Raw genomic sequence first — 19,340 nt, 5'->3', positions numbered from 1 at the left:
CAAGTATGTTATTCATAAAAAGTAATTTCTAAAAAAAATCATAACACATTCAATAGAATAATTCCTATATTTCGGATTCTAGAGATTCTTTTACAAATCCTTGAGAAGTATTACTATACCTGGATTGTCGGGTGAATGTCGGGTGAAATACAAGCTAAAAAATTTGAGAACCTATTTCTGAGAACTAATATTGCTGAACAAAATGAAAATTAATCAAATCATGAAACAGCCAGAATTAGGTCAAAAAATTTCTGAACTCAGAAAATCTAAAGGATTTACCCAAGAAGAGCTGGTAGAACAATGTAATATTAGTGTTCGTACGATCCAGCGTATTGAAGCAGGAGAAGTAACTCCAAGAAGTTATACTATAAAAACTATTTTATCAGCACTGGATTATGACCTCGAAAGAATACAAACAGAAGAATCTCGAGTAGCTAAAGAGTTTAAAAAATTATTTCTTCTCGATATAGATGATAGTAAAGAAGTTGGTTTTCTAATCAAACAACTTTCTATCTCGTGGATCAGTGGGATTGTATATTTTATTCTTGGATTTGCAGAAATTATTGTAGACTATTACAGATACACTGAAGATCTAATGGTTACAAATAACATTGCCTATATCATATTAAAAATAGGCATGCTGGCTTCGGTTATTCTATTTACAAGAGGATTCATCCTCACCGGGAAAATTTTTAAAAATTACCTATTACGGATTACTGCATTCATTTTTATTTTTATTGGAGTATTATTTTATATCTATGATATTCTATCACTATACATTGTTGATTTTGATTATCAGTTCGTTCTTGGAGCCGAAGCAGTAACCTATGGCGTTGTTGGAATACTATTTGGAATATCGGTATTACGTCTGAAAAATGGCCTAGGAACACTTGCCACTGTAACGGGCATTTTTGAAATCATTACTTATGGTTTTATGGTGACCATCATTTTATCTCTTATTGGATTGGTTTTACTTACCCCTACAATAATTCTGGAAATCATCCTACTATATAAAGTTTCTCAAATCCTAAAAGCAAAGCAAAAGGAAATTGCTCTTGGTTAACCATTAAAAATATGTTCTAAACATTTTATAAAATCATTGAATTGTTATTCTTTGATAGTATCTCTTATATCTTATTTTAAATAAATATCATCATGAAAAAAATCTGCGTTATATCTATTTTGGTAATCGTTATCCCATTATTATTTTATCTATTAGAGCCTATTTTTGTTCAAACTTCTGGGTGGTCTGTCTTTCCTAAAATCACCAAATCACAACCAGTTGTACAGCATCAAGATTCGATTTCAAAAAAAGCAGACAGTCTTCTAAGAGATATATTTTCTCGAATAAAAACACCTGCAATTTCTGTTGCAGTTGGTAAAAACGGCAAAATAGTTTGGGCTAATGCCATTGGCTATGAGGATATAGAAAAAAACAAAAAAGTGAGCTTAAAAACAAAATTCAGGATTGGAAGCACATCAAAAGCGGTGACTTCAATTGGATTAGGAGTTCTTCTTCAAAACAAGAAACTTAGTCTTGATTCTAAAGTCAAAGAATTTGTCCCGTATGCCAGTAAAACGCTTTCAGAAATAACATTAAAACAACTTGCTTCTCATACCTCGGGAATACGTAATTACGGAATCTGTTTTTGTTTTCCTATTTGGGAATATTACAACAATGATGAGTATGCTACTACCAAAGAAAGGTGTTTCTGTATTTAACGATGATGACTTATTATTTTCTCCGGGTACAGATTTTAGCTATAGCACTTACAACTATACGCTACTTAGTGCAATGATTGAAGGGGCTTCAGAAATGGATTTTCCTCATTTTATGAAAACTTCAATATTCGAACCTCTAGACATAGATATCCCTACTGAACAACAAACCGCTGTAATAGAGAACTTATCTAAATTTTATGAAGTCGAAAACAATCAATACAAAGAAGTATACAAGGTAAACAATAGTAATAAATGGGCTGGTGGTGGTTTTATTGCAACTCCAACAGATCTTGTAACCTTAGGAAATGCATTTCTAAATCATAAACTCCTAAACAAAAGAACTGTACAATCTCTTACACAACCTGTAACCTTAACCAATGGGCAAATAAATGAGCAGAGTTATGCTATTGGTTGGCGAAGTCATATATCAAAATCAGTTTTTAAGAACAATTATCCCGTTCAGGTTTTTCATCATGCCGGTATGGCAACAGGAGCAACATCAATCTTTGTATTATTTCCAGAATATAATGCATCAATCTCTCTATTAATAAACAAAACCGAATCACCATCTAACCTTTTTAAATACGCATACGATTTAATACATCTTTTTATCCATAAACCTTAATATCATGAAAAGTCTAATCTTATTAGCTTTATTACTCATCTTAAGCATCATAAAAGCAATGATGTAAGCACTAATTACAATGTATAATAAAGTGAAAAAGGCGAGAATCCATTGATTCCCGCCTTACTAATTTTAAATACTCACTATTACTTAAAATTGAATTAATCTCACTGCTTTTTTCTATCAAATTGTACCACCAATTGGCCTGCAATAGCACCCCGCACACTCCAAACCAAAATCACAATCATTACCAGAATGACAGGGAGAATTTCTTCCTCCTTTTCCGTTAACTGATTTTTGCTGATACTTGTTTAGTGCGTGTACACCTTCTTGATTTAAAATTGATTGTAACATAATGATATAGTTTTAAGATGAATAATTAATGATATAGATCAACCTAATATGAACTACATAACCTATTTTTAAGTAGTATTTTTGGTTTATCCCAAATTTAAGATCTATCTATATTATGAATCGACCTTTTGTATACAATCAAACCTATTGACATCTATTTTGTAATAATTTTAATAAAATTTAATTTTCCTCACTCCTCCTGTTCCTCCAAATTCTGATATATAAATTGCCGTACCCAATGGGTCAGAAGTAATCCCGTTAGGACCATTAAACGATGCTTCTTTAAGCAATCCATCGGTTTGAGCAGCATCTCCGGTACCCGCAAACTCCTCTACTGTACCATCCATAGAAATTTTAAATATTTTATTAACTCCAATACCAGTAGCAAAAATCGTATTTCTAATAACAGTTATATACCCAATTCCAAAACCATTAACCACGGCATCGGTAATAGTCGTAATAAGAGATACATTTCCTTCTGGATCTATAGATAAAATATCTGCCGTACCAAAATTGCCAACAATTAAATTTCCTTTACGATCAAAATCAATCCCTACACCACCTGTTAATTTAGGGTCTGATGCATACACGGTTACTTCTCCTTCTGTAGTGATTTTATGAACCGTCGGGGTTCCAAAATTTGACACATATAGATTATTATCATGATCCAAAGTTAGCCCAGATGGGAAACCACTAATGGCCGCCAATACTGTTTGTGTTCCCTCTGGTGTAATTTTAAGAATATCTCCTGATCCACCACCACTACTGTTAACAACATACAGATTACCTTGTAGGTCAATTGCATTCCCTAATGGACCTGTTAAGTTCGATGCAAATTCTGTAACATCACCACTTTTGGATATTTTAAAAACTCTCGTTCCATTGCCATTTGCTCCTGCAAACTGACCAAACTCAGAAACATAAATATTGCCGTATTTATCTACACTAACAGCATCATTACCAAAAAAAGGAGAAACTACAGTTTCTACCTCGAGGTCTGGATCGATCCCATCTCCATAACAAGAAATTAGTGTGATTGATATCGAGGATAAAACAAAAAGCATTAATGCTTTTATACTAACGTGTTTAATACATGTTTTCATGTTGAATGATTTTTAAGTTTGCTCTAAAGTATTTAGGCACTTCACAAAAATCGACGGTTTGGATCAATTCACACTTATTTAAGCTGCCTTTAATCCTTTAATGTAATTTCTTGGTGTATCCTTAACCTCTAATTTAAAGGCCTTATTAAAAGTAGATTTCGAATTAAAACCAACTTCCATAGCAATGGCAAGTATGGTATGATGAAGATGTTCGTTATTATCTATCTTTGATAAAAATTCCTGTATCCTAAAATGATTAATGTAATCATAAAAATTACTTTTTGACACATGATTAAGATACCATGAAACATTATGAGTAGACGTATGTAATCTTAGAGAGAGGTCGCGAAGCGTTAAATCAGATTTTAGAAAAATCTTTTCTTTCTCGATTAGGGCATTTAGTTCTTTTCCTATAGAAATAATCTGATCTTGCGGTAAACGTTGCTGTGATTTTGTTTTTTCTTTTTGAAACGATATCCTAAACAACTCTGGTTCTTTAAGACTATAGTATCCGATTACAAATATAAATATTGAGATTGTGCCCCAAACCGAGTTATAACTAATAAATTTTATAGAATAATTAAAAAAGTTCATCGAGATAAAACTGATCATCCAAACCGTTATGACAATAAAGATTGAGATTTGAAAAAATTTCAAAAACGACACCAAACTTTGAGTATAAGAAACATGATTTTTCTCATTCTGAATATATGTCTTTAAAATTTTCACATTAAGAATCCAATAGTATATATTAGAAACAATTCCTGCTCCCTCAATAATTAAAAAAGGTATTTTGAAGAATCCAGCCGATAAATGATCCAAAAACTCATCTCCATTAAAGGAAAAAATATAAAACGAAAATAAAAGATGAAAACTTACAGGTATATAATGAGACCAGGAAAGTCTATATGTTTCATTTTTAGAAAATATTAATCGTCTACTGTATATATAACATAGTGGTCCAAATAAGAAAATCACCGAATCAATAAGAATTGCCCATTGAAATAATCTTGCAGTCAAAAATTTAAAAAAAATCATTCTGCCCAAAAGCATAAAAACAGAAAGCATTAACATAATCGAAAGAACTCTGTTTGCTGCTTTGTTTTTGTTTTTAATAATCTGAAGAGTAACTGCTAAAAAAACACCCTGGCTTATTCCAAAAAAAAGTATAAGATCAATGAATTCGAAAGATTGCATTAACAAATGATTACTGGTTACTACAAAACTATCATATTATCTTATACTTTTCGACCGAATGGATCATATCGTACTTTTAAAAAGGAAAGTATAGCTTAAACTTACTATCCATAAAAATAAAGTCATCCTTATTTTGTAAAAAGAAAATCTAAATACTCATAAAAGTTATCTACTTTTTCATTTTCTGGTTTCATACCATCACTACACCAGTCATATAAACCGTAAGCAGTATTCAATTCTTTTATATGTTTTTGATCATATGGGCTATACCACTGTTTTGCATATTCCCAAAAAGTCCCTTCGATTAAGGAATCTGTCTTCTTACCCAGGGGAACAATTATGTAAACTCCATTTCTCCCTTCTTCAAAATTATCTTTTTTTGGCAAAGGGTCTTTACCTCCAAAATATGAATACATGATCAATCGATCTACGATGTTACAAACTTCTTTTGCTTTTGTTCTGATATTTTGATGTAACTCTTGAGTATTACTAATCTTCTGTGCAAAATCATAAATATCTACATATGGAAAGATTATTTCTTGTTTTATTTTTTCAATCCCTTTTTCATGGTAATATCCAGAGGCTTGTTCTATAATGGAGTATATAATAGCCTTCTTTTCTACAGAAAGTAGTTTTGCTAATTCGTCTATTTTTAATTTAACATTAGCAATCTCAGAATTATCAAACAACCCCCAAGAGGACCATTTTTGGCTATCATAAGCCTCTTCTATAAGGAGTTTTGAGAATTCTTTAGGGGTCATTGTAAAAGGATTAAGGATTTTTTCTTTTCCCGATTCAAAATAATTATTCTGCCTACTAAAACTGTTTTTAGTATCTGTGCTTAAGCGATTAAATATACTATTGTAATCCAAAGCTTGTGATACAGTGGCTGATGCTAGGATGTAATCTGCAGAAAATGAAGTCTCGTTGGGCCTCCATTCATAAAAATTTTCCAATCCTGCCATCGAGCATACATCTAATCCTAATACATCTACCGATTCATCATTAGACAAGACTTCACCGAGTTCAGTAGAATGTAGAGCATCATCAACTCCTGCTTCTTTGTCTGGACACATACGCCAGCCATTTCCATGTGACCGCAGAACCAGCATATAATGTTTGGCAGGGTAATATTTCTTACAATATTTAATAAACCGCTTTAATAGATCAGCATCCCCCATATTAGCTTCATAGGATGTTTCTTTTTTTAATTCTGGAAGTATTTCTTTTCCTGATAACTCATGGTAGTTATTAGCATCAAATTTGTAAAGTTTAGTATCTGTAAAATTTTCGCCTAATGTCTTTGCATCTTCAGAAAACCCTTCAATTCTATCGATTAACGTAATTACTTCATAACCTCTGGATTGCTTTCCTTTAATCATCCCTTTGATATCATTAAAAAGATCTAGTTCCGAAGAATTGGATCCAGCACCATAATACATGATCGTCCAGCCATTATTAGTTTGGCTATGAATTGTTATCGTCGCAGATAAAATAAAAAGAATAATAAATGATATGTTGATTGTGTTTTTCATTAAAATTATGTTTTTGATTTTCTGATGTGAAAGTATGTTTTTCAAAAAAATAAAAAAGTAATTTTGGGATTGAAGAATTCCTAAAACAATGGAATTACACGAATTAGGAGGTTTTTTGAAGCTTTCTAAAGGCTCCCGGAGACATCGCCAGACTGGTTTTGAAAGTATTATAGAAAGCACTGTTAGATTTGAAACCAGCTTCCATACCAATAGCTTCAACAGAGTATTTATTAAATACAGGATCCTGCAATAGATTTTTAGCAGCTTCAATTCGATATTCATTTACAAACTGAATGACACTTTTATTGAGTTCCTGATTTATAATCTGTGACAAATACCCTTCGTTTGTTCCTAATCGAGTGGCTAGATCTAATCTACTTAAAAGTGGATTTTTGTATAACTCTTCCTCATCCATTAATATATGTAACTGGGTAATAATTTTAGAAACAGTCGTTTTGTTTATTTTCTTTTTTGTTTGAGTGCCATTTGTCCTTTTTGAAGCTAAGTATTCATGTATTTCGTCTTTTTGTGCTACTATCTGGAGTTTGAACACTCCATAATACAATATCCACCACGAGAAAAAAGAAATGATTATCCATAGAAAATTTGCAACATATTCTGAATTGAATAGTATAAACAAAAGCCAACTTGCAATAATGCATACAATCAAAAAGTTTAATCTTAACAACCACCGTCTTTTCTCTTCTGAAATAGTATTGGAATTCTTTATTAAATTTCTCCCCCAAAATATTAAAAATAGATTGTAGGCAAACGATGTATTATCCTTAATATAAAATACAAGAACAGCAAAATCTGAATTATAAAGATTGAAAATAGAATCCAAATGAAGAATAATTTCAATAATCAAAGAGCTAAAGAAAGGAAAGTATAGCCATTTATACCATTTCTTTTTAAGGTACCTATGTTCAATTTGAATTAGAAAATAGGTAAATAAAGTAACAGCAACTAGAAAATCCAACATGATATAGTTTAAGAATGCCAAAACGGCATTTCCTGCACCATATCTACCTAATAAGGTCAAACTTGTTAGCAAGAATAAAGAGAGGGAGAGATAGTTATTTGCACGACTCTTATAAAAAGAAGTAGTGATTAATGAGATACTTATAAAATATCCTATAATACCACTGGCAACAATTGCAAAATCTAATATTGTTTTATTCAATCTTTATAGAGATTAATTATACTTAAATTGCTGTTAACGTTAGCTTATCTACAACCCTCGTTTTTGTTTTAGGATAAATATAAGAGATTTACTAGTTCTTTGATATAGATTAATGTTGATCGATCTTTTGGGCACAACCTACCCAATCTAGTAACATTAGATTGTATTTAGTTTCTTGATATAATTACTTGGTGTATCCTTTATAGCTGTTTTAAATGCTTTATTGAAAGTTGACTTAGAGTTAAATCCAGAGTCCATTGATAATGCGAGGAGTGTATGATGATGATGTTCACCATTCTCAATCTTTTCTACAAATGCTTTCACTCTATATGTATTGATATAATCATAAAAAGTACATTTATGAATGTTATTGAGTAACCAGGAGACATTATTAGTTGATGTATTTAATCCTTTTGCCAGATCAACCAGAGTAAGTTTATGATTCAAATAAATTTTCTCATTTATCATAAGTTTTTCTAGTCTAGCCTCTAATTTTTTAATCATTTCATCATCAAGTCGTTCTTTGTTTTTAAAATGCTTTTTTATAGATAAAGGCATTCTAAAAATATCAGGTTGTTTTAAACTATAAAAACCTATGATATATACAAAAATAGAAACCACTATCCATATAGAGTTGTAGCTTAAAAACGAGGAATATATGTTAAAGCCATAACCCAGTATAAAGCTTATTATCCATGACAATAAAAACAAGCTCCCTGTAATCAGAATCACATTAAGATATCTTACCAGATGTTGAGAATACGATAAATTGTTTTTTTCTTCTTTTTGGTATATTCTTAATAATTGAAAACATCGACCTCCAAAATATAGATTGAAGAGAATTCCAACAGCTTCTATAATTAAAAAAGATAATGTAAGACTACCATTCTGAAACAGTAAAACAAATTCATCATAAGAAAATTGATATGTCCACAAATGATATACTAACATTCCTGCTGCAGGAATAAAATATGTATAGTGTAATATGTATTTTGATTTTTCATTAAATATTAATCTTCGATGATAAAGATATAACAAGGGACCAAATACAAACACTAGTATATCTACGAAAAGTGCCAGTCTAAAAAAGATTTCGATATTGGTCTCTATAGTAAAGAAAAATCGACCTGTTAACATTATCGAAGCTATGATTAAAATCAGAGATAATGTTCTATTAGCGTATCTATTCTTATTCTGTATCACCTGAATCACTATCGCCAAAAATATTCCCTGACTAATACCTAAAAATACAATTAGGTCGATTAATTCAAAAGACTGCATACAGAAGTAATTTAGTTTCACACAAAACTATCGTATTATCAAATGTTTTTCGACCGAATGTACATATTCGCACCTCAAAAAATCATTTTATAAATATATTAGGACACTAATTTAGTAAAGATTTTTGCTGTACTCTATTCTAACTCATAGAAACCTATCTCCTTCTACTCTACAATGATATATTCAATCAAGACAAGCGCTTAATACAATCTACTTAAGCTAGTATATGTCTTTTTTCAAACCATAGTATTAAGATTCTAATCACAAAATTCCGAAAATCTAGAGGTATATGACCAAAATATCCACATGTTACTAAATCATTATAAGGATATTTGAACAACATCAGAACATGAAAAATGTCTTCATAAAACCAACTAACACTTAACAATCTTTATATTATGAAAAACACAATATTCTTTTTAGTTTTAATTTCGATAATTAATTTTTCTTCTGCGCAAAACTCTGCTCCGTCTTCTCATTTTAGAGCCAACGATAATGGCTCAGGTGATATCCTTATGAAAACCGTAAGGTCTACCATCACTACCAACGCTACTTATTATTGTACAATGCAATGGAATGCCGGTAGTGAAGGAGGGGCATACTGTGGTTTTCAGGATTCCCCAGATAAAGGACATGTCTTTATTTATTCGATTTGGGATCCTAGTAATGGACAGACTATTACTGCCGACTATGTTGGCCCCGGTACAATTGTTGAAAATTTTGGAGGTGAAGGAACGGGATTAAAATCTATGAATCCTACTATTGGATGGAATCTTAATGAATGGAATACCGTAGTAACTCGTCGTTGGAATGTAGGTTCTCACACATATTTTGGTTTTTGGATTCGTAGAGATTCTCAAAACAAATGGTATCATATGATCACAATGAATTATCCAGTTAGCGATGTGACATTTAATGGCACTACAAATGCCTTTTTGGAAGACTGGCTTAGTACCGGAATGCATAAAAGACGATTTGAAATGAAAGATGGTTTTAAAAGAAAAACAGATGGAACCTGGGTGCCTATGAACCAAGGTACTTATAATCGAAATGTAGAACCTAGATCATCCAATTACACCAACGCCGTAGATGCAGGAGTCGATGATGGAATCTATTTTATGCAAAGTGGAGGAAATACATCTCCAAGTTTTTCTGGTAATCCTCCTATTACCTTTAATACCGACACAAATTCTACACCTTCAAATCCTGCTATTTCATTTTCAATACAATCCGCATCTTCCACAAATATTTCATGGAATGTACCTGTATCTTCAACTCCTCAATTTAAGTATACAATCAAAGTAGATGGTAGCATCGTAAAATCCGTAATTGCCCCAGAAACTAGATCTTCGTCGATATCGGCTTCTTCAGGAAGTGTTGTAGAAATTATACTAGAAGACATCCTAGGAAGAATAAGTAAACACTCTATAACTGTCGATAATAGTACTCTTACAAGTGGCACTTACAAAATCACTTTTGAGCACAATGGAGAAGCTTTGACTGCTCAAGGAGATTCTAATGGTTCTAATGTTCAAATCAACAACTATAATGGAGGCGGTTTACAAAAATGGAAAATAACCAATTTAGGTAATAATACATACAAAATTATAAATGTAAATAGCGGGAAATCTTTGGATGTTTTTGGACAAAACAATGGTGACAATATAGGGTTATATACATATCACGGAGGGCCAAATCAAAAATGGAAAATAAATTCGCTTGGCTCAAATATTTATAAGGTTATAGATTCTAGAAGTCAGAAGTCCATAGATGCCTTTGGAGTAAACAATAACGCAAATGTTGGCATTTATGAGTATCATGGTGGTAATAACCAAAGGCTTAAATTTACTTCTATTTCAACAGTAAAAAATAAAAACGATATTCGGACAAATTTATCTCTGTATACAAATCATGAGTTAGGTATTTTAAATATTCGGATAAATGATCCCATACAAGAAAAAACCGATATAGATGTGTATACCATTCAGGGAACAAGAGTTATTCATAAAGAAATCTCTACACAAAGTATTTCTGAAATTAACATTTCCAATTTAGCAAAAGGCATATATATTATTAAGTCAGGAAGAAGTTTAATAAAAAAGTTTGTTGTTAAATAGACAAACCCCAATCCAAAATTATAAAATAATTTAAGGGGCCACTTTATAAGCCCCTTATTTTTTTAAATTACTGAGTTTTTCCTCTTTATTTCATATTCAAGGATTACAAATTTTATAAAGACATAACATTCTCAAAAATGATAAAATGCATCCTCCAGATGCTCTATTCTGGTGCCCAATTTATTTTTTATAATAGCGATGATATCAAAACGTACTTCTACATCCAAATCTTGGTCAGTAACATAATGATCAATGACCTTGACCAGAGATTGTATTTGTTTAGGTTTTACAAAATCCTGAGGATTCCCAAATTCGGGAGTACTTCGGGTTTTTACCTCTACTGCTACGACAATATTTTCTTTTCTGGCAATGATATCAACCTCATGTTTCAGATACCTATAATTTCGTTCTAGAATTTCATATCCTTTCTCGATAAGAAAATCAGTTGCCATCTTTTCTCCTTTTTTACCAAGAGTATTATGTTCTGCCATACTTATATATATTCTAATGTTACTTGATCCTTATCGACTCGTAAAAAAGCTTCTGCTCCCATAATCAAAGTTCTATTATCCTCAACATGCCCCATTGGAAAATTAAACACTACTGTAAAATCATACTCCTGCACAATATCGAGAATAATCCTTTTAGCTTTTTTACCAAAGGAAACATTATTATCATGCATTTTGGTCATTCCTCCGACAATCAATCCAGATAAATTGTCGAAATACCCATTACGTTTAAGGTTTTGCAACATACGATCGATATGATAAAGATACTCATCAAGATCCTCTATACATAAAATTTTACCCGAAGTGTCCAAAGAAGAAGCAGAACCACATAGAGAATATAAAATAGATAAGTTACCTCCCACTAACCGACCTCTACAGCTTCCTACAATATTTTTTTTAGAAGAAAGAATGTTATACTTAACTTTTTTACCAAAAACAGTATCTTTTAACGAGGCTATCGACGCTTCTGTTCCTTTATGGATATCTATTGGCATAGGCGCATGTAACGAGCATATACCTAGTTTATGTAGATGAGAGTGAAGTACAGTAACATCAGAATACCCTATAATCCATTTTGGGTATTTCAACATATTTGAAAAATCAATTTTATCGATGATTCTTACAGTTCCATACCCTCCTCTTGCGCACCAAATCCCTTTGATTTCCTTATCATCTAACATCTTTTGAAAATCAGATGCTCGTTCCTGATCTGATCCCGCAAATTGATTTTGTTCCTTTCCAATCGTTGAACCAATCACAGGGACTAATCCCCATTTTTCTAATAGTGCTACTGCTTCTCTTATTTCCTTTAAATTAATCTTCCTTGCTGTAGAAACAATAGCAATTTTATCTCCTTTTTTAACAAAATCTGGTTCTAGTATTTTCACTCTTGAGTTTATTTTTTTAATAGTAGTGCAATAGATTTATTATGATAAAAAAACATTCATCTTATAGACAGCAACGACTTCTTATAAGGTTCATTTCTTGTTTTTTTTCAATTTTGAGATACTAATTAACAAATACTTTCGTTATAATCTATTATATTGTAAGGAATTTTGTCCCCGTTACTCTACTTTTAAACCCTATTGCCTATGATGTCGGATACTTCATGTAATCTTGCTTCCCTAGCAGAATATGTGCCTTCTCCAGGAAACCCCTGGAACGTAAGCAAAATAAATCATTTGTATCGTAGAATTGCTTTTGGAGCATCAAAAGCAGAGGTTCTTGCTGCTTTGGCTCAAAACAATCCTTCTGCATTGGTTGATCAGCTTATTGATGATGCTATTGCTCTAAATGCCACTCCCCCTCCAGCATGGGGCTTATGGAATAGAGATCAATTTGAAGCTGCAGAGACAGCTAACCCCAATAATGATATAGGTTTTTATCGAACCCAAGGAAAAAATCAAATGATAAATGATTTGATTCAAAACAAAGTAAGAGAGCGTCTTACCTTATTTTGGAGTAATCATTTTGTCACCGAAGATGATACCTATCGTAGCCCCGCATATCAATCTCAGTATTACAATCTTCTTCAAATACACGCTTTGGGGAATTTTAGAGATTTTGTATACGATATAGGTATATCGAATGCCATGTTGGTATATCTTAATGGTGATGAAAATATAAGGGATAGGCCTAATGAAAATTATGCCCGAGAGCTATATGAGCTTTTTACCCTTGGTGTAGACAATGCATATACAGAAGATGATATTCAGGAAACAGCAAAAGCACTAACCGGGTATGTCAATACAAATGATATCCCATGGGGAGATGTTCTTTTTGATCCAGCACAGTTTAGCAATGACTCCAAAACTATTTTCGGTCAAACCGGAAACTGGACCTATGACGATGTTGTTAATATTTTATTTCAACAAAGAAGTAATCAAGTTGCAACCTTTATTTGCGCAAAACTGTACACCTATTTTGTAAGCCCTACTTGTAATGATGCTATTGTTGCCCAAATGGTGCAAACTTTTATTACAAGCGGTTATCAAATAGCAGCAGTACTTCGCCAATTATTTAAAAGTGAACATTTTTTTAATATAGAAGCTATAGGGGCAATTATCAAAAGCCCTTGTGATTTAAACATAAGTTTTTTTAATGAATTAGGATTTGCGCTACCTGCAGATGTAGATCATATCGATTTTTACCGAAATACAGTACGCACATTGGGACAAGACGTATTAAACCCAATAGATGTTGAAGGCTGGCAAGGCGATGACGACTGGATTAGCCCCGATTTATTGATCGGTCGCTGGGAAAGTATTCGATATATTGTAAGTCGCACATGGAGCCAAAATCAGGAACAATTTAGAGATTTTTTAGTAGGAATGCCAATCGGTGAACAAAGCGATGGAAATCTGCTAGTATCTACCGCAGATGTAGATCTTGTGGTAAGAACTATTCTAAATTATTTCTTTCCAAGAGGGATTAATGATCTCATTACTTTTGCTGAAGCCTTAGGAGCTTTCAAAATTGATGGTATCCCAGACAATTACTATGAAGATGGCACGTGGACTTTAGGTTTTCCTCAAGTACCCCAGCAATTTGCTGCTTTACTAGATTACATTGCAGAAATCCCAGAATTCCAACTTAAATAAAATCTTATGTGCGAAACTAATCACTCCCAAAATATAAAAAAAGACGGGTCTTGTAATACAGAAGACCATATAAAATGGAACAGAAGATCTTTCCTTCAGGCATTAGGCCTTGTTGGTGGTGGATCAATGATGTTGGGTAATACACCTCTTTCGGTTTCTCGACCTTCCCCTTTATCAATAGCCCTTAGCCAGGCACCAAATGACAATATTTTAATTCTTGTTAGATTACAAGGAGGTAATGATGGATTTAATACCATTATACCTGTTTATGATTATGATATTTATGCCAATGCCAGGCCTCTTATAAAAATCCCTCCAAGTGAATTTATTACGCTTGATGATGATTATGCCATGCCAAAACCAATGAACAAATTAGAAAGTGTTTGGGGTGATGGTCAAATGAGAGTCGTTCATGGTGTAGGATACGAAGATTCATCTTTATCTCATTTTAGAGGTTCTGATATCTATGCCAATACTAACTTAGAAGAAGAAGACAGAACCGGTTTTATGGGAAGATATTTTCAGGAAATTTATCCCGATTATATTTTTAACCCACCAGCCAGCCCTCCTTCTATACAAATAGGAAGTATTGGGAACTTAATTTTTAAAGGACCAGAGAATGATTTCTCTTTTGCCGTTTCTGATCCCAGAAGATTACTACAGATTGCAGAGAACGGGACTTCGTATAGTACAGATGGTCTTGGAGAATGTACTTATGATGACAGAGTAAGGCATCTTAGAGAAGTTACAAACACTACATTTACCTATGCCGATGTAATTAGTTCAGCATACGAACGATCTACCGATTTTGGAGGATACCTTGATGATAGCCTGGGTAGACAATTAAGTATTATTTCCAGGTTAATCAAAGGAAATCTGGGAACCAAAGTATACTTAGTGACTTTAGGCGGGTTCGACACTCATAACAATCAAATACAAAGACACCAGGAGCTTCTTAATTCATTTTCTGAAGCCGTAAGTAACTTCTATAAAGATCTTACCGCAGCAGGATGGGACGACAAAGTACTTACCATGACTATGTCTGAGTTTGGTAGACGATTTAGAGAAAATGGATCTCTGGGAACAGATCATGGTACTGCAGCACCAACCATGTTTTTTGGTTCTGCCCTTAACGGAAATGGTTTTGCAGGAGAACATCCTGATTTATCGAACTTAACTCGTGGAGGTAATGTATTTAATACTACCGATTTTAGACAAGTGTATGCCACGGTAATGAAAGATTGGTTATGTATTGATGAAAATACTGTAGGAAGAGTCCTTTTAGGTAGTTCTTTTGAATCCTTAGATTTAGGATTCAATTGCTCTGGTATTAATCCTAATATCCCTATCGATGGAGAAGGAATTACTCACATCGTTACCTATAGTGACAGTCAAACCTATATAAATATTGCAAATCCCGAAACCACTCATGTAGATATTGCACTTTATAACGTGATAGGACAAAAAGTAGCTACCTTAAGAAATGAGGTATTAACAGAAGGAGAACATGTTATCGATGTAAAACTATCTGCAAATACAAGGCTAAGTACTGGTCCTTATGTATATCAGATTCAGACCAATAATGGTAATTATAGTAAATCAATTTTGATTTCATAAAATAGATTACTGTACCCCTTGCATTCATTCAAAATAATTGGATGATGCAGGGGTTATATTTTGCAAGTGTTTTTATTACCTTTGTGCCTTATTTTTTAGCATTATGAGCACGACGGGAAGATATACAATTACAGCAGCTTTACCATATACCAATGGCCCTATTCACATAGGCCATCTGGCAGGGGTTTATATCCCAGCAGATATTTACTCACGTTTCCTTAGAATGACCGGCAATGATGTTGCTTTTATTTGTGGTAGTGATGAGCATGGCGCTGCTATTCCTATGCGAGCAAGAAAAGAAGGAGTTTCACCACAAGTAATTATAGATAAGTACCATACAATCATTAAAAAGTCTTTTAATGATTTTGGAATTTCATTTGATAATTACTCAAGAACCTCTGCTCCTATTCATCACGAAACCGCTTCAGAATTTTTTAAGAAACTATACGATGATGGTAAATTTATAGAAGAAACATCAGAACAACTATACGATCCAGAGGCCGATCAATTTCTGGCAGATCGATTTGTAGTAGGTACTTGCCCTAAGTGTGGTCATGAAGAAGCATATGGTGATCAATGCGAAAATTGTGGTAGCTCTCTTAATGCAACAGATCTTATCAATCCAAAATCAACAATTTCTGGTGCAGAGCCTATCCTAAAACAAACCAAACACTGGTTTTTACCATTAGATCAGTATGAGAATTTTCTAAGAGAATGGGTTCTAGACGGGCATAAAAAAGATTGGAAAACCAATGTATATGGCCAAATCAAATCCTGGGTAGATGATGGATTACGCCCTCGTGCAGTAACACGTGATTTGGATTGGGGAATTCCGGTTCCGGTAGCTGGTGCAGAGGGAAAAGTATTATATGTATGGTTTGATGCTCCTATAGGATATATCTCTTCTACCAAAGAATGGGCAGCACGAGAAGGAAAAGACTGGGAACCTTATTGGAAAGATAAAAGCACAAAATTAGTTCATTTTATAGGAAAAGATAATATAGTTTTTCACTGTATTATTTTTCCGAGTATGCTCAAAGCGGAAGGAAGTTATATACTCCCCGAAAACGTACCTGCTAATGAGTTTTTAAATCTCGAAGGTAATAAACTGTCTACTTCAAAGAACTGGGCGGTATGGCTACATGAATATCTAGAAGAGTTTCCTGATCAACAGGATGTATTACGATATGCATTAACTGCCAATGCTCCTGAAACTAAAGACAATGACTTTACCTGGAAAGATTTTCAGGCTCGAAATAACAACGAATTGGTTGCCATATTCGGAAACTTTATCAATCGAGTAGTTGTATTGACTAATAAATATTATGATGGTGTAATACCATTACCGGGCGCTTTTTCTGAAGTTGATGAGCAAACCTTAGCAGAACTTAAAGCCTATCCTGCGGTTATCTCGAGTTCTATAGAACGATATCGATTTAGAGAAGCCAGTCAGGAATTACTAAATGTTGCTCGATTAGGGAACAAATATCTGGCAGACGAAGAACCTTGGAAATTGATTAAAACAGACGAAGAGCGTACCAAAACTATTATGTATGTTGCCTTGCAAATTGCATCTGCATTAGCTACACTATCAGAGCCATTTCTACCATTCACTTCAAGAAAATTAAAAACAATTCTTGGCTCTTCGAGACTTGATCAAGAATCTACATGGAATGAAGTTGCAACAAAAGAGGTACTTCTTCCGGCAGGACATCAAATCGAGAAAGGAGAATTGTTATTCTCTAAAATCGAAGATGCCGAAATCCAAAAACAACTAGACAAATTGGAAGCAACTAAAAAAGCTAACGAAGCTGAAAATAAAGTGGTAGAACCACAAAAAGATACAGCGACTTTTGATGATTTCACCAAATTGGATATCCGTGTTGGGACTATCATCGAAGCCGAGAAGATGCCTAAAGCCAAAAAGCTTTTAGTACTTAAAGTAGACACAGGAATTAATACCAGAACGATCGTTTCAGGTATTGCCGAACACTTTTCTCCAGAAGAAATCGTAGGCAAAAAAGTAACTGTATTGGTTAATCTTGCTCCAAGAAAATTACGTGGGGTAGAAAGTGAAGGAATGATCTTAATGACCGAAACACCTGAAGGAAAACTTGTATTCTTAAATCCTGACGAGGATGGAGTAAATCCCGGGGCGGTTATTAGTTAAGTTATATGCTCAAAATAGCATATCACCCGATCTATACACATCCTTTGCCAGAAAAGCATCGATTCCCGATGGTTAAATATGAGCTATTGCCTAAACAATTGCTTTATGAAGGAACCTGCAAAGAAGAGAATTTCTTTGAACCCAAAATTCCGGATCCACAACTTATTCTGGCGGTTCATACAAAAGACTATTATACAAGTCTTATCGAATTATCATTAAACCCAAAAGCAGCCAGAAAAATTGGTTTTCCGCTATCAAAAGAACTCATTGATCGTGAAATGATTATCGCCGATGGCACGATTCAGGCTTCTGAATATGCCATACAATATGGTGTCGCCATGAATATTGCTGGTGGTACTCATCATGCGTATACAGATCGTGGTGAAGCATTTTGTCTACTAAATGATCAAGCTATTGGAGCACGATACCTTTTGCAACATGGTTTAGCAAAAAAAATACTAATCGTAGATCTTGATGTACACCAAGGTAACGGAACCGTAGAAATATTCGAAAGTGATGATACTGTATTCACGTTCTCGATGCATGGAGCAAACAATTATCCATTTAAAAAAGAAAAATCTGATCTGGATATCGAACTTCCCAATCAAACCGAAGATCACGAATACTTAAGAATCCTAAAAGAAACTCTTCCTCAACTTATCAATGACCAGAAACCTGATTTCATGTATTATTTAAGTGGTGTAGACATCTTATCTACCGATAAATTAGGGAAATTAGGATGTACTCTGTCTGGTTGTGCAGAACGTGACAGATTTGTACTTCAGACATGCAAAGATCTTGACATCCCAGTAATGTGTTCTATGGGAGGTGGCTATTCTCCAGATATCAAGACCATTATAGAAGCACACGCCAATACCTACAGATTAGCACAAGATATTTTCTTTTAATACCTTATATTAATCATTTGTAAACGGATATTTATTGTATCTTCAACATCAAATACTTTTTTAAATGCAAAAAGAATGTCCGGTATGTGGCGACAAAATTATTGGTAGGGCAGATAAAAAATTCTGCAGTGATTACTGTCGTAATGCATATAACAATCAGCTCAACAAGGATAGCAAAAACTTGATACGCAATATCAATAACTTATTACGCAAAAACTACCGAATTCTTGAAGAATTAAATCCAAAGGATAAAACTAAAACTACTAAGACAAAACTGATAACCAAGGGATTTGATTTTCAGCATTTTACCAGTATTTATATTACCAAAACCGGAAACACCTATTATTTTGTATATGATCAGGGATATCTCCCGTTAGAGAATGATTTCTATGCAATTGTAAAAAGAAATTAAAATAATC

17 protein-coding genes are annotated in these 19,340 nt (G+C 33.3%); 9 read left to right on the top strand and 8 right to left on the bottom strand.

What is annotated here, in order from left to right; genetic code table 11:
• The first annotated feature begins 220 nt into the window (after positions 1-220).
• From NNH57_RS19320 to NNH57_RS19310, 3 genes are all read left to right on the top strand, one after another.
• Positions 221-1,063, top strand: a complete 843-nt coding sequence (locus NNH57_RS19320; RefSeq protein WP_074405517.1) for a helix-turn-helix domain-containing protein — start codon at positions 221-223, stop codon at positions 1,061-1,063.
• Positions 1,064-1,155: 92 nt separating this feature from the next.
• A complete protein-coding gene (locus tag NNH57_RS19315) occupies positions 1,156-1,722 on the top strand; it encodes a serine hydrolase domain-containing protein (RefSeq protein WP_254504219.1) in 567 nt (188 codons plus the stop codon).
• Entirely contained in the window at positions 1,688-2,347 is a 660-nt protein-coding gene (locus NNH57_RS19310) for a serine hydrolase domain-containing protein (protein ID WP_254504217.1), read from the top strand. Before NNH57_RS19315 ends, NNH57_RS19310 begins: the two co-directional genes overlap by 35 nt.
• Before the next feature lie 183 nt (positions 2,348-2,530).
• On the opposite strand, the gene NNH57_RS19305 is transcribed toward NNH57_RS19310, so the two are convergent.
• From NNH57_RS19305 to NNH57_RS19280, 6 genes are all read right to left on the bottom strand, one after another.
• Positions 2,531-2,701: a hypothetical protein gene (locus NNH57_RS19305; protein WP_159099233.1), complete on the bottom strand. Its 171-nt coding sequence runs from the start codon at positions 2,699-2,701 to the stop codon at positions 2,531-2,533.
• Positions 2,702-2,871: 170 nt separating this feature from the next.
• On the bottom strand, positions 2,872-3,804 hold the full coding sequence (locus tag NNH57_RS19300; protein WP_074405519.1) for a virginiamycin B lyase family protein: 933 nt from the start codon (positions 3,802-3,804) through the stop codon (positions 2,872-2,874).
• Positions 3,805-3,882: 78 nt separating this feature from the next.
• On the bottom strand, positions 3,883-5,001 hold the full coding sequence (locus NNH57_RS19295) for a helix-turn-helix domain-containing protein (protein WP_108808014.1): 1,119 nt from the start codon (positions 4,999-5,001) through the stop codon (positions 3,883-3,885).
• Between the two features lie 128 nt (positions 5,002-5,129).
• Positions 5,130-6,536: a clostripain-related cysteine peptidase gene (locus NNH57_RS19290; protein WP_108808015.1), complete on the bottom strand. Its 1,407-nt coding sequence runs from the start codon at positions 6,534-6,536 to the stop codon at positions 5,130-5,132.
• A 103-nt stretch (positions 6,537-6,639) separates the two neighbouring features.
• Positions 6,640-7,719 carry a helix-turn-helix domain-containing protein gene (locus tag NNH57_RS19285; protein WP_108808016.1) on the bottom strand — a complete coding sequence of 360 codons (1,080 nt, stop codon included), beginning with the start codon at positions 7,717-7,719 and terminating at the stop codon, positions 6,640-6,642.
• Positions 7,720-7,875: 156 nt separating this feature from the next.
• Positions 7,876-9,000 carry a helix-turn-helix domain-containing protein gene (locus tag NNH57_RS19280; RefSeq protein WP_108808017.1) on the bottom strand — a complete coding sequence of 375 codons (1,125 nt, stop codon included), beginning with the start codon at positions 8,998-9,000 and terminating at the stop codon, positions 7,876-7,878.
• Positions 9,001-9,398: 398 nt separating this feature from the next.
• Here NNH57_RS19280 and NNH57_RS19275 point away from each other — a divergent pair, with 398 nt between their 5' ends.
• On the top strand, positions 9,399-11,117 hold the full coding sequence (locus NNH57_RS19275; RefSeq protein ID WP_108808018.1) for a DUF3472 domain-containing protein: 1,719 nt from the start codon (positions 9,399-9,401) through the stop codon (positions 11,115-11,117).
• A gap of 131 nt (positions 11,118-11,248) precedes the next feature.
• On the opposite strand, the gene NNH57_RS19270 is transcribed toward NNH57_RS19275, so the two are convergent.
• Together NNH57_RS19270 and NNH57_RS19265 are read right to left on the bottom strand one after the other, a co-directional pair.
• Entirely contained in the window at positions 11,249-11,608 is a 360-nt protein-coding gene (locus NNH57_RS19270; RefSeq protein WP_108808019.1) for a YraN family protein, read from the bottom strand.
• 2 nt (positions 11,609-11,610) lie between these two features.
• Entirely contained in the window at positions 11,611-12,507 is an 897-nt protein-coding gene (locus NNH57_RS19265; RefSeq protein WP_108808233.1) for a S66 peptidase family protein, read from the bottom strand.
• A gap of 210 nt (positions 12,508-12,717) precedes the next feature.
• On the opposite strand from NNH57_RS19265, the gene NNH57_RS19260 reads away from it, so the two are divergent.
• From NNH57_RS19260 to NNH57_RS19240, 5 genes are all read left to right on the top strand, one after another.
• Positions 12,718-14,226: a DUF1800 domain-containing protein gene (locus NNH57_RS19260; protein WP_074405525.1), complete on the top strand. Its 1,509-nt coding sequence runs from the start codon at positions 12,718-12,720 to the stop codon at positions 14,224-14,226.
• A 6-nt stretch (positions 14,227-14,232) separates the two neighbouring features.
• A complete protein-coding gene (locus NNH57_RS19255) occupies positions 14,233-15,843 on the top strand; it encodes a DUF1501 domain-containing protein (RefSeq protein WP_074405526.1) in 1,611 nt (536 codons plus the stop codon).
• 103 nt (positions 15,844-15,946) lie between these two features.
• Positions 15,947-18,013 carry a methionine--tRNA ligase gene (metG, locus tag NNH57_RS19250; RefSeq protein WP_074405527.1) on the top strand — a complete coding sequence of 689 codons (2,067 nt, stop codon included), beginning with the start codon at positions 15,947-15,949 and terminating at the stop codon, positions 18,011-18,013.
• Positions 18,014-18,018: 5 nt separating this feature from the next.
• The gene (locus NNH57_RS19245) at positions 18,019-18,921 is read left to right on the top strand and encodes a histone deacetylase family protein (protein ID WP_108808020.1); all 903 of its coding nucleotides are present in this window, start codon (positions 18,019-18,021) and stop codon (positions 18,919-18,921) included.
• Between the two features lie 64 nt (positions 18,922-18,985).
• A complete protein-coding gene (locus NNH57_RS19240) occupies positions 18,986-19,333 on the top strand; it encodes a DUF2116 family Zn-ribbon domain-containing protein (RefSeq protein ID WP_074405529.1) in 348 nt (115 codons plus the stop codon).
• Positions 19,334-19,340: the final 7 nt, after the last annotated feature.

It is taken from the genome of Aquimarina spinulae, from assembly GCF_943373825.1.
GTDB classification, from domain to species: domain Bacteria; phylum Bacteroidota; class Bacteroidia; order Flavobacteriales; family Flavobacteriaceae; genus Aquimarina; species Aquimarina spinulae.
Note: the sequence above shows the minus strand (reverse complement) of the source record. Positions and strands in the feature narration are given on the sequence as shown.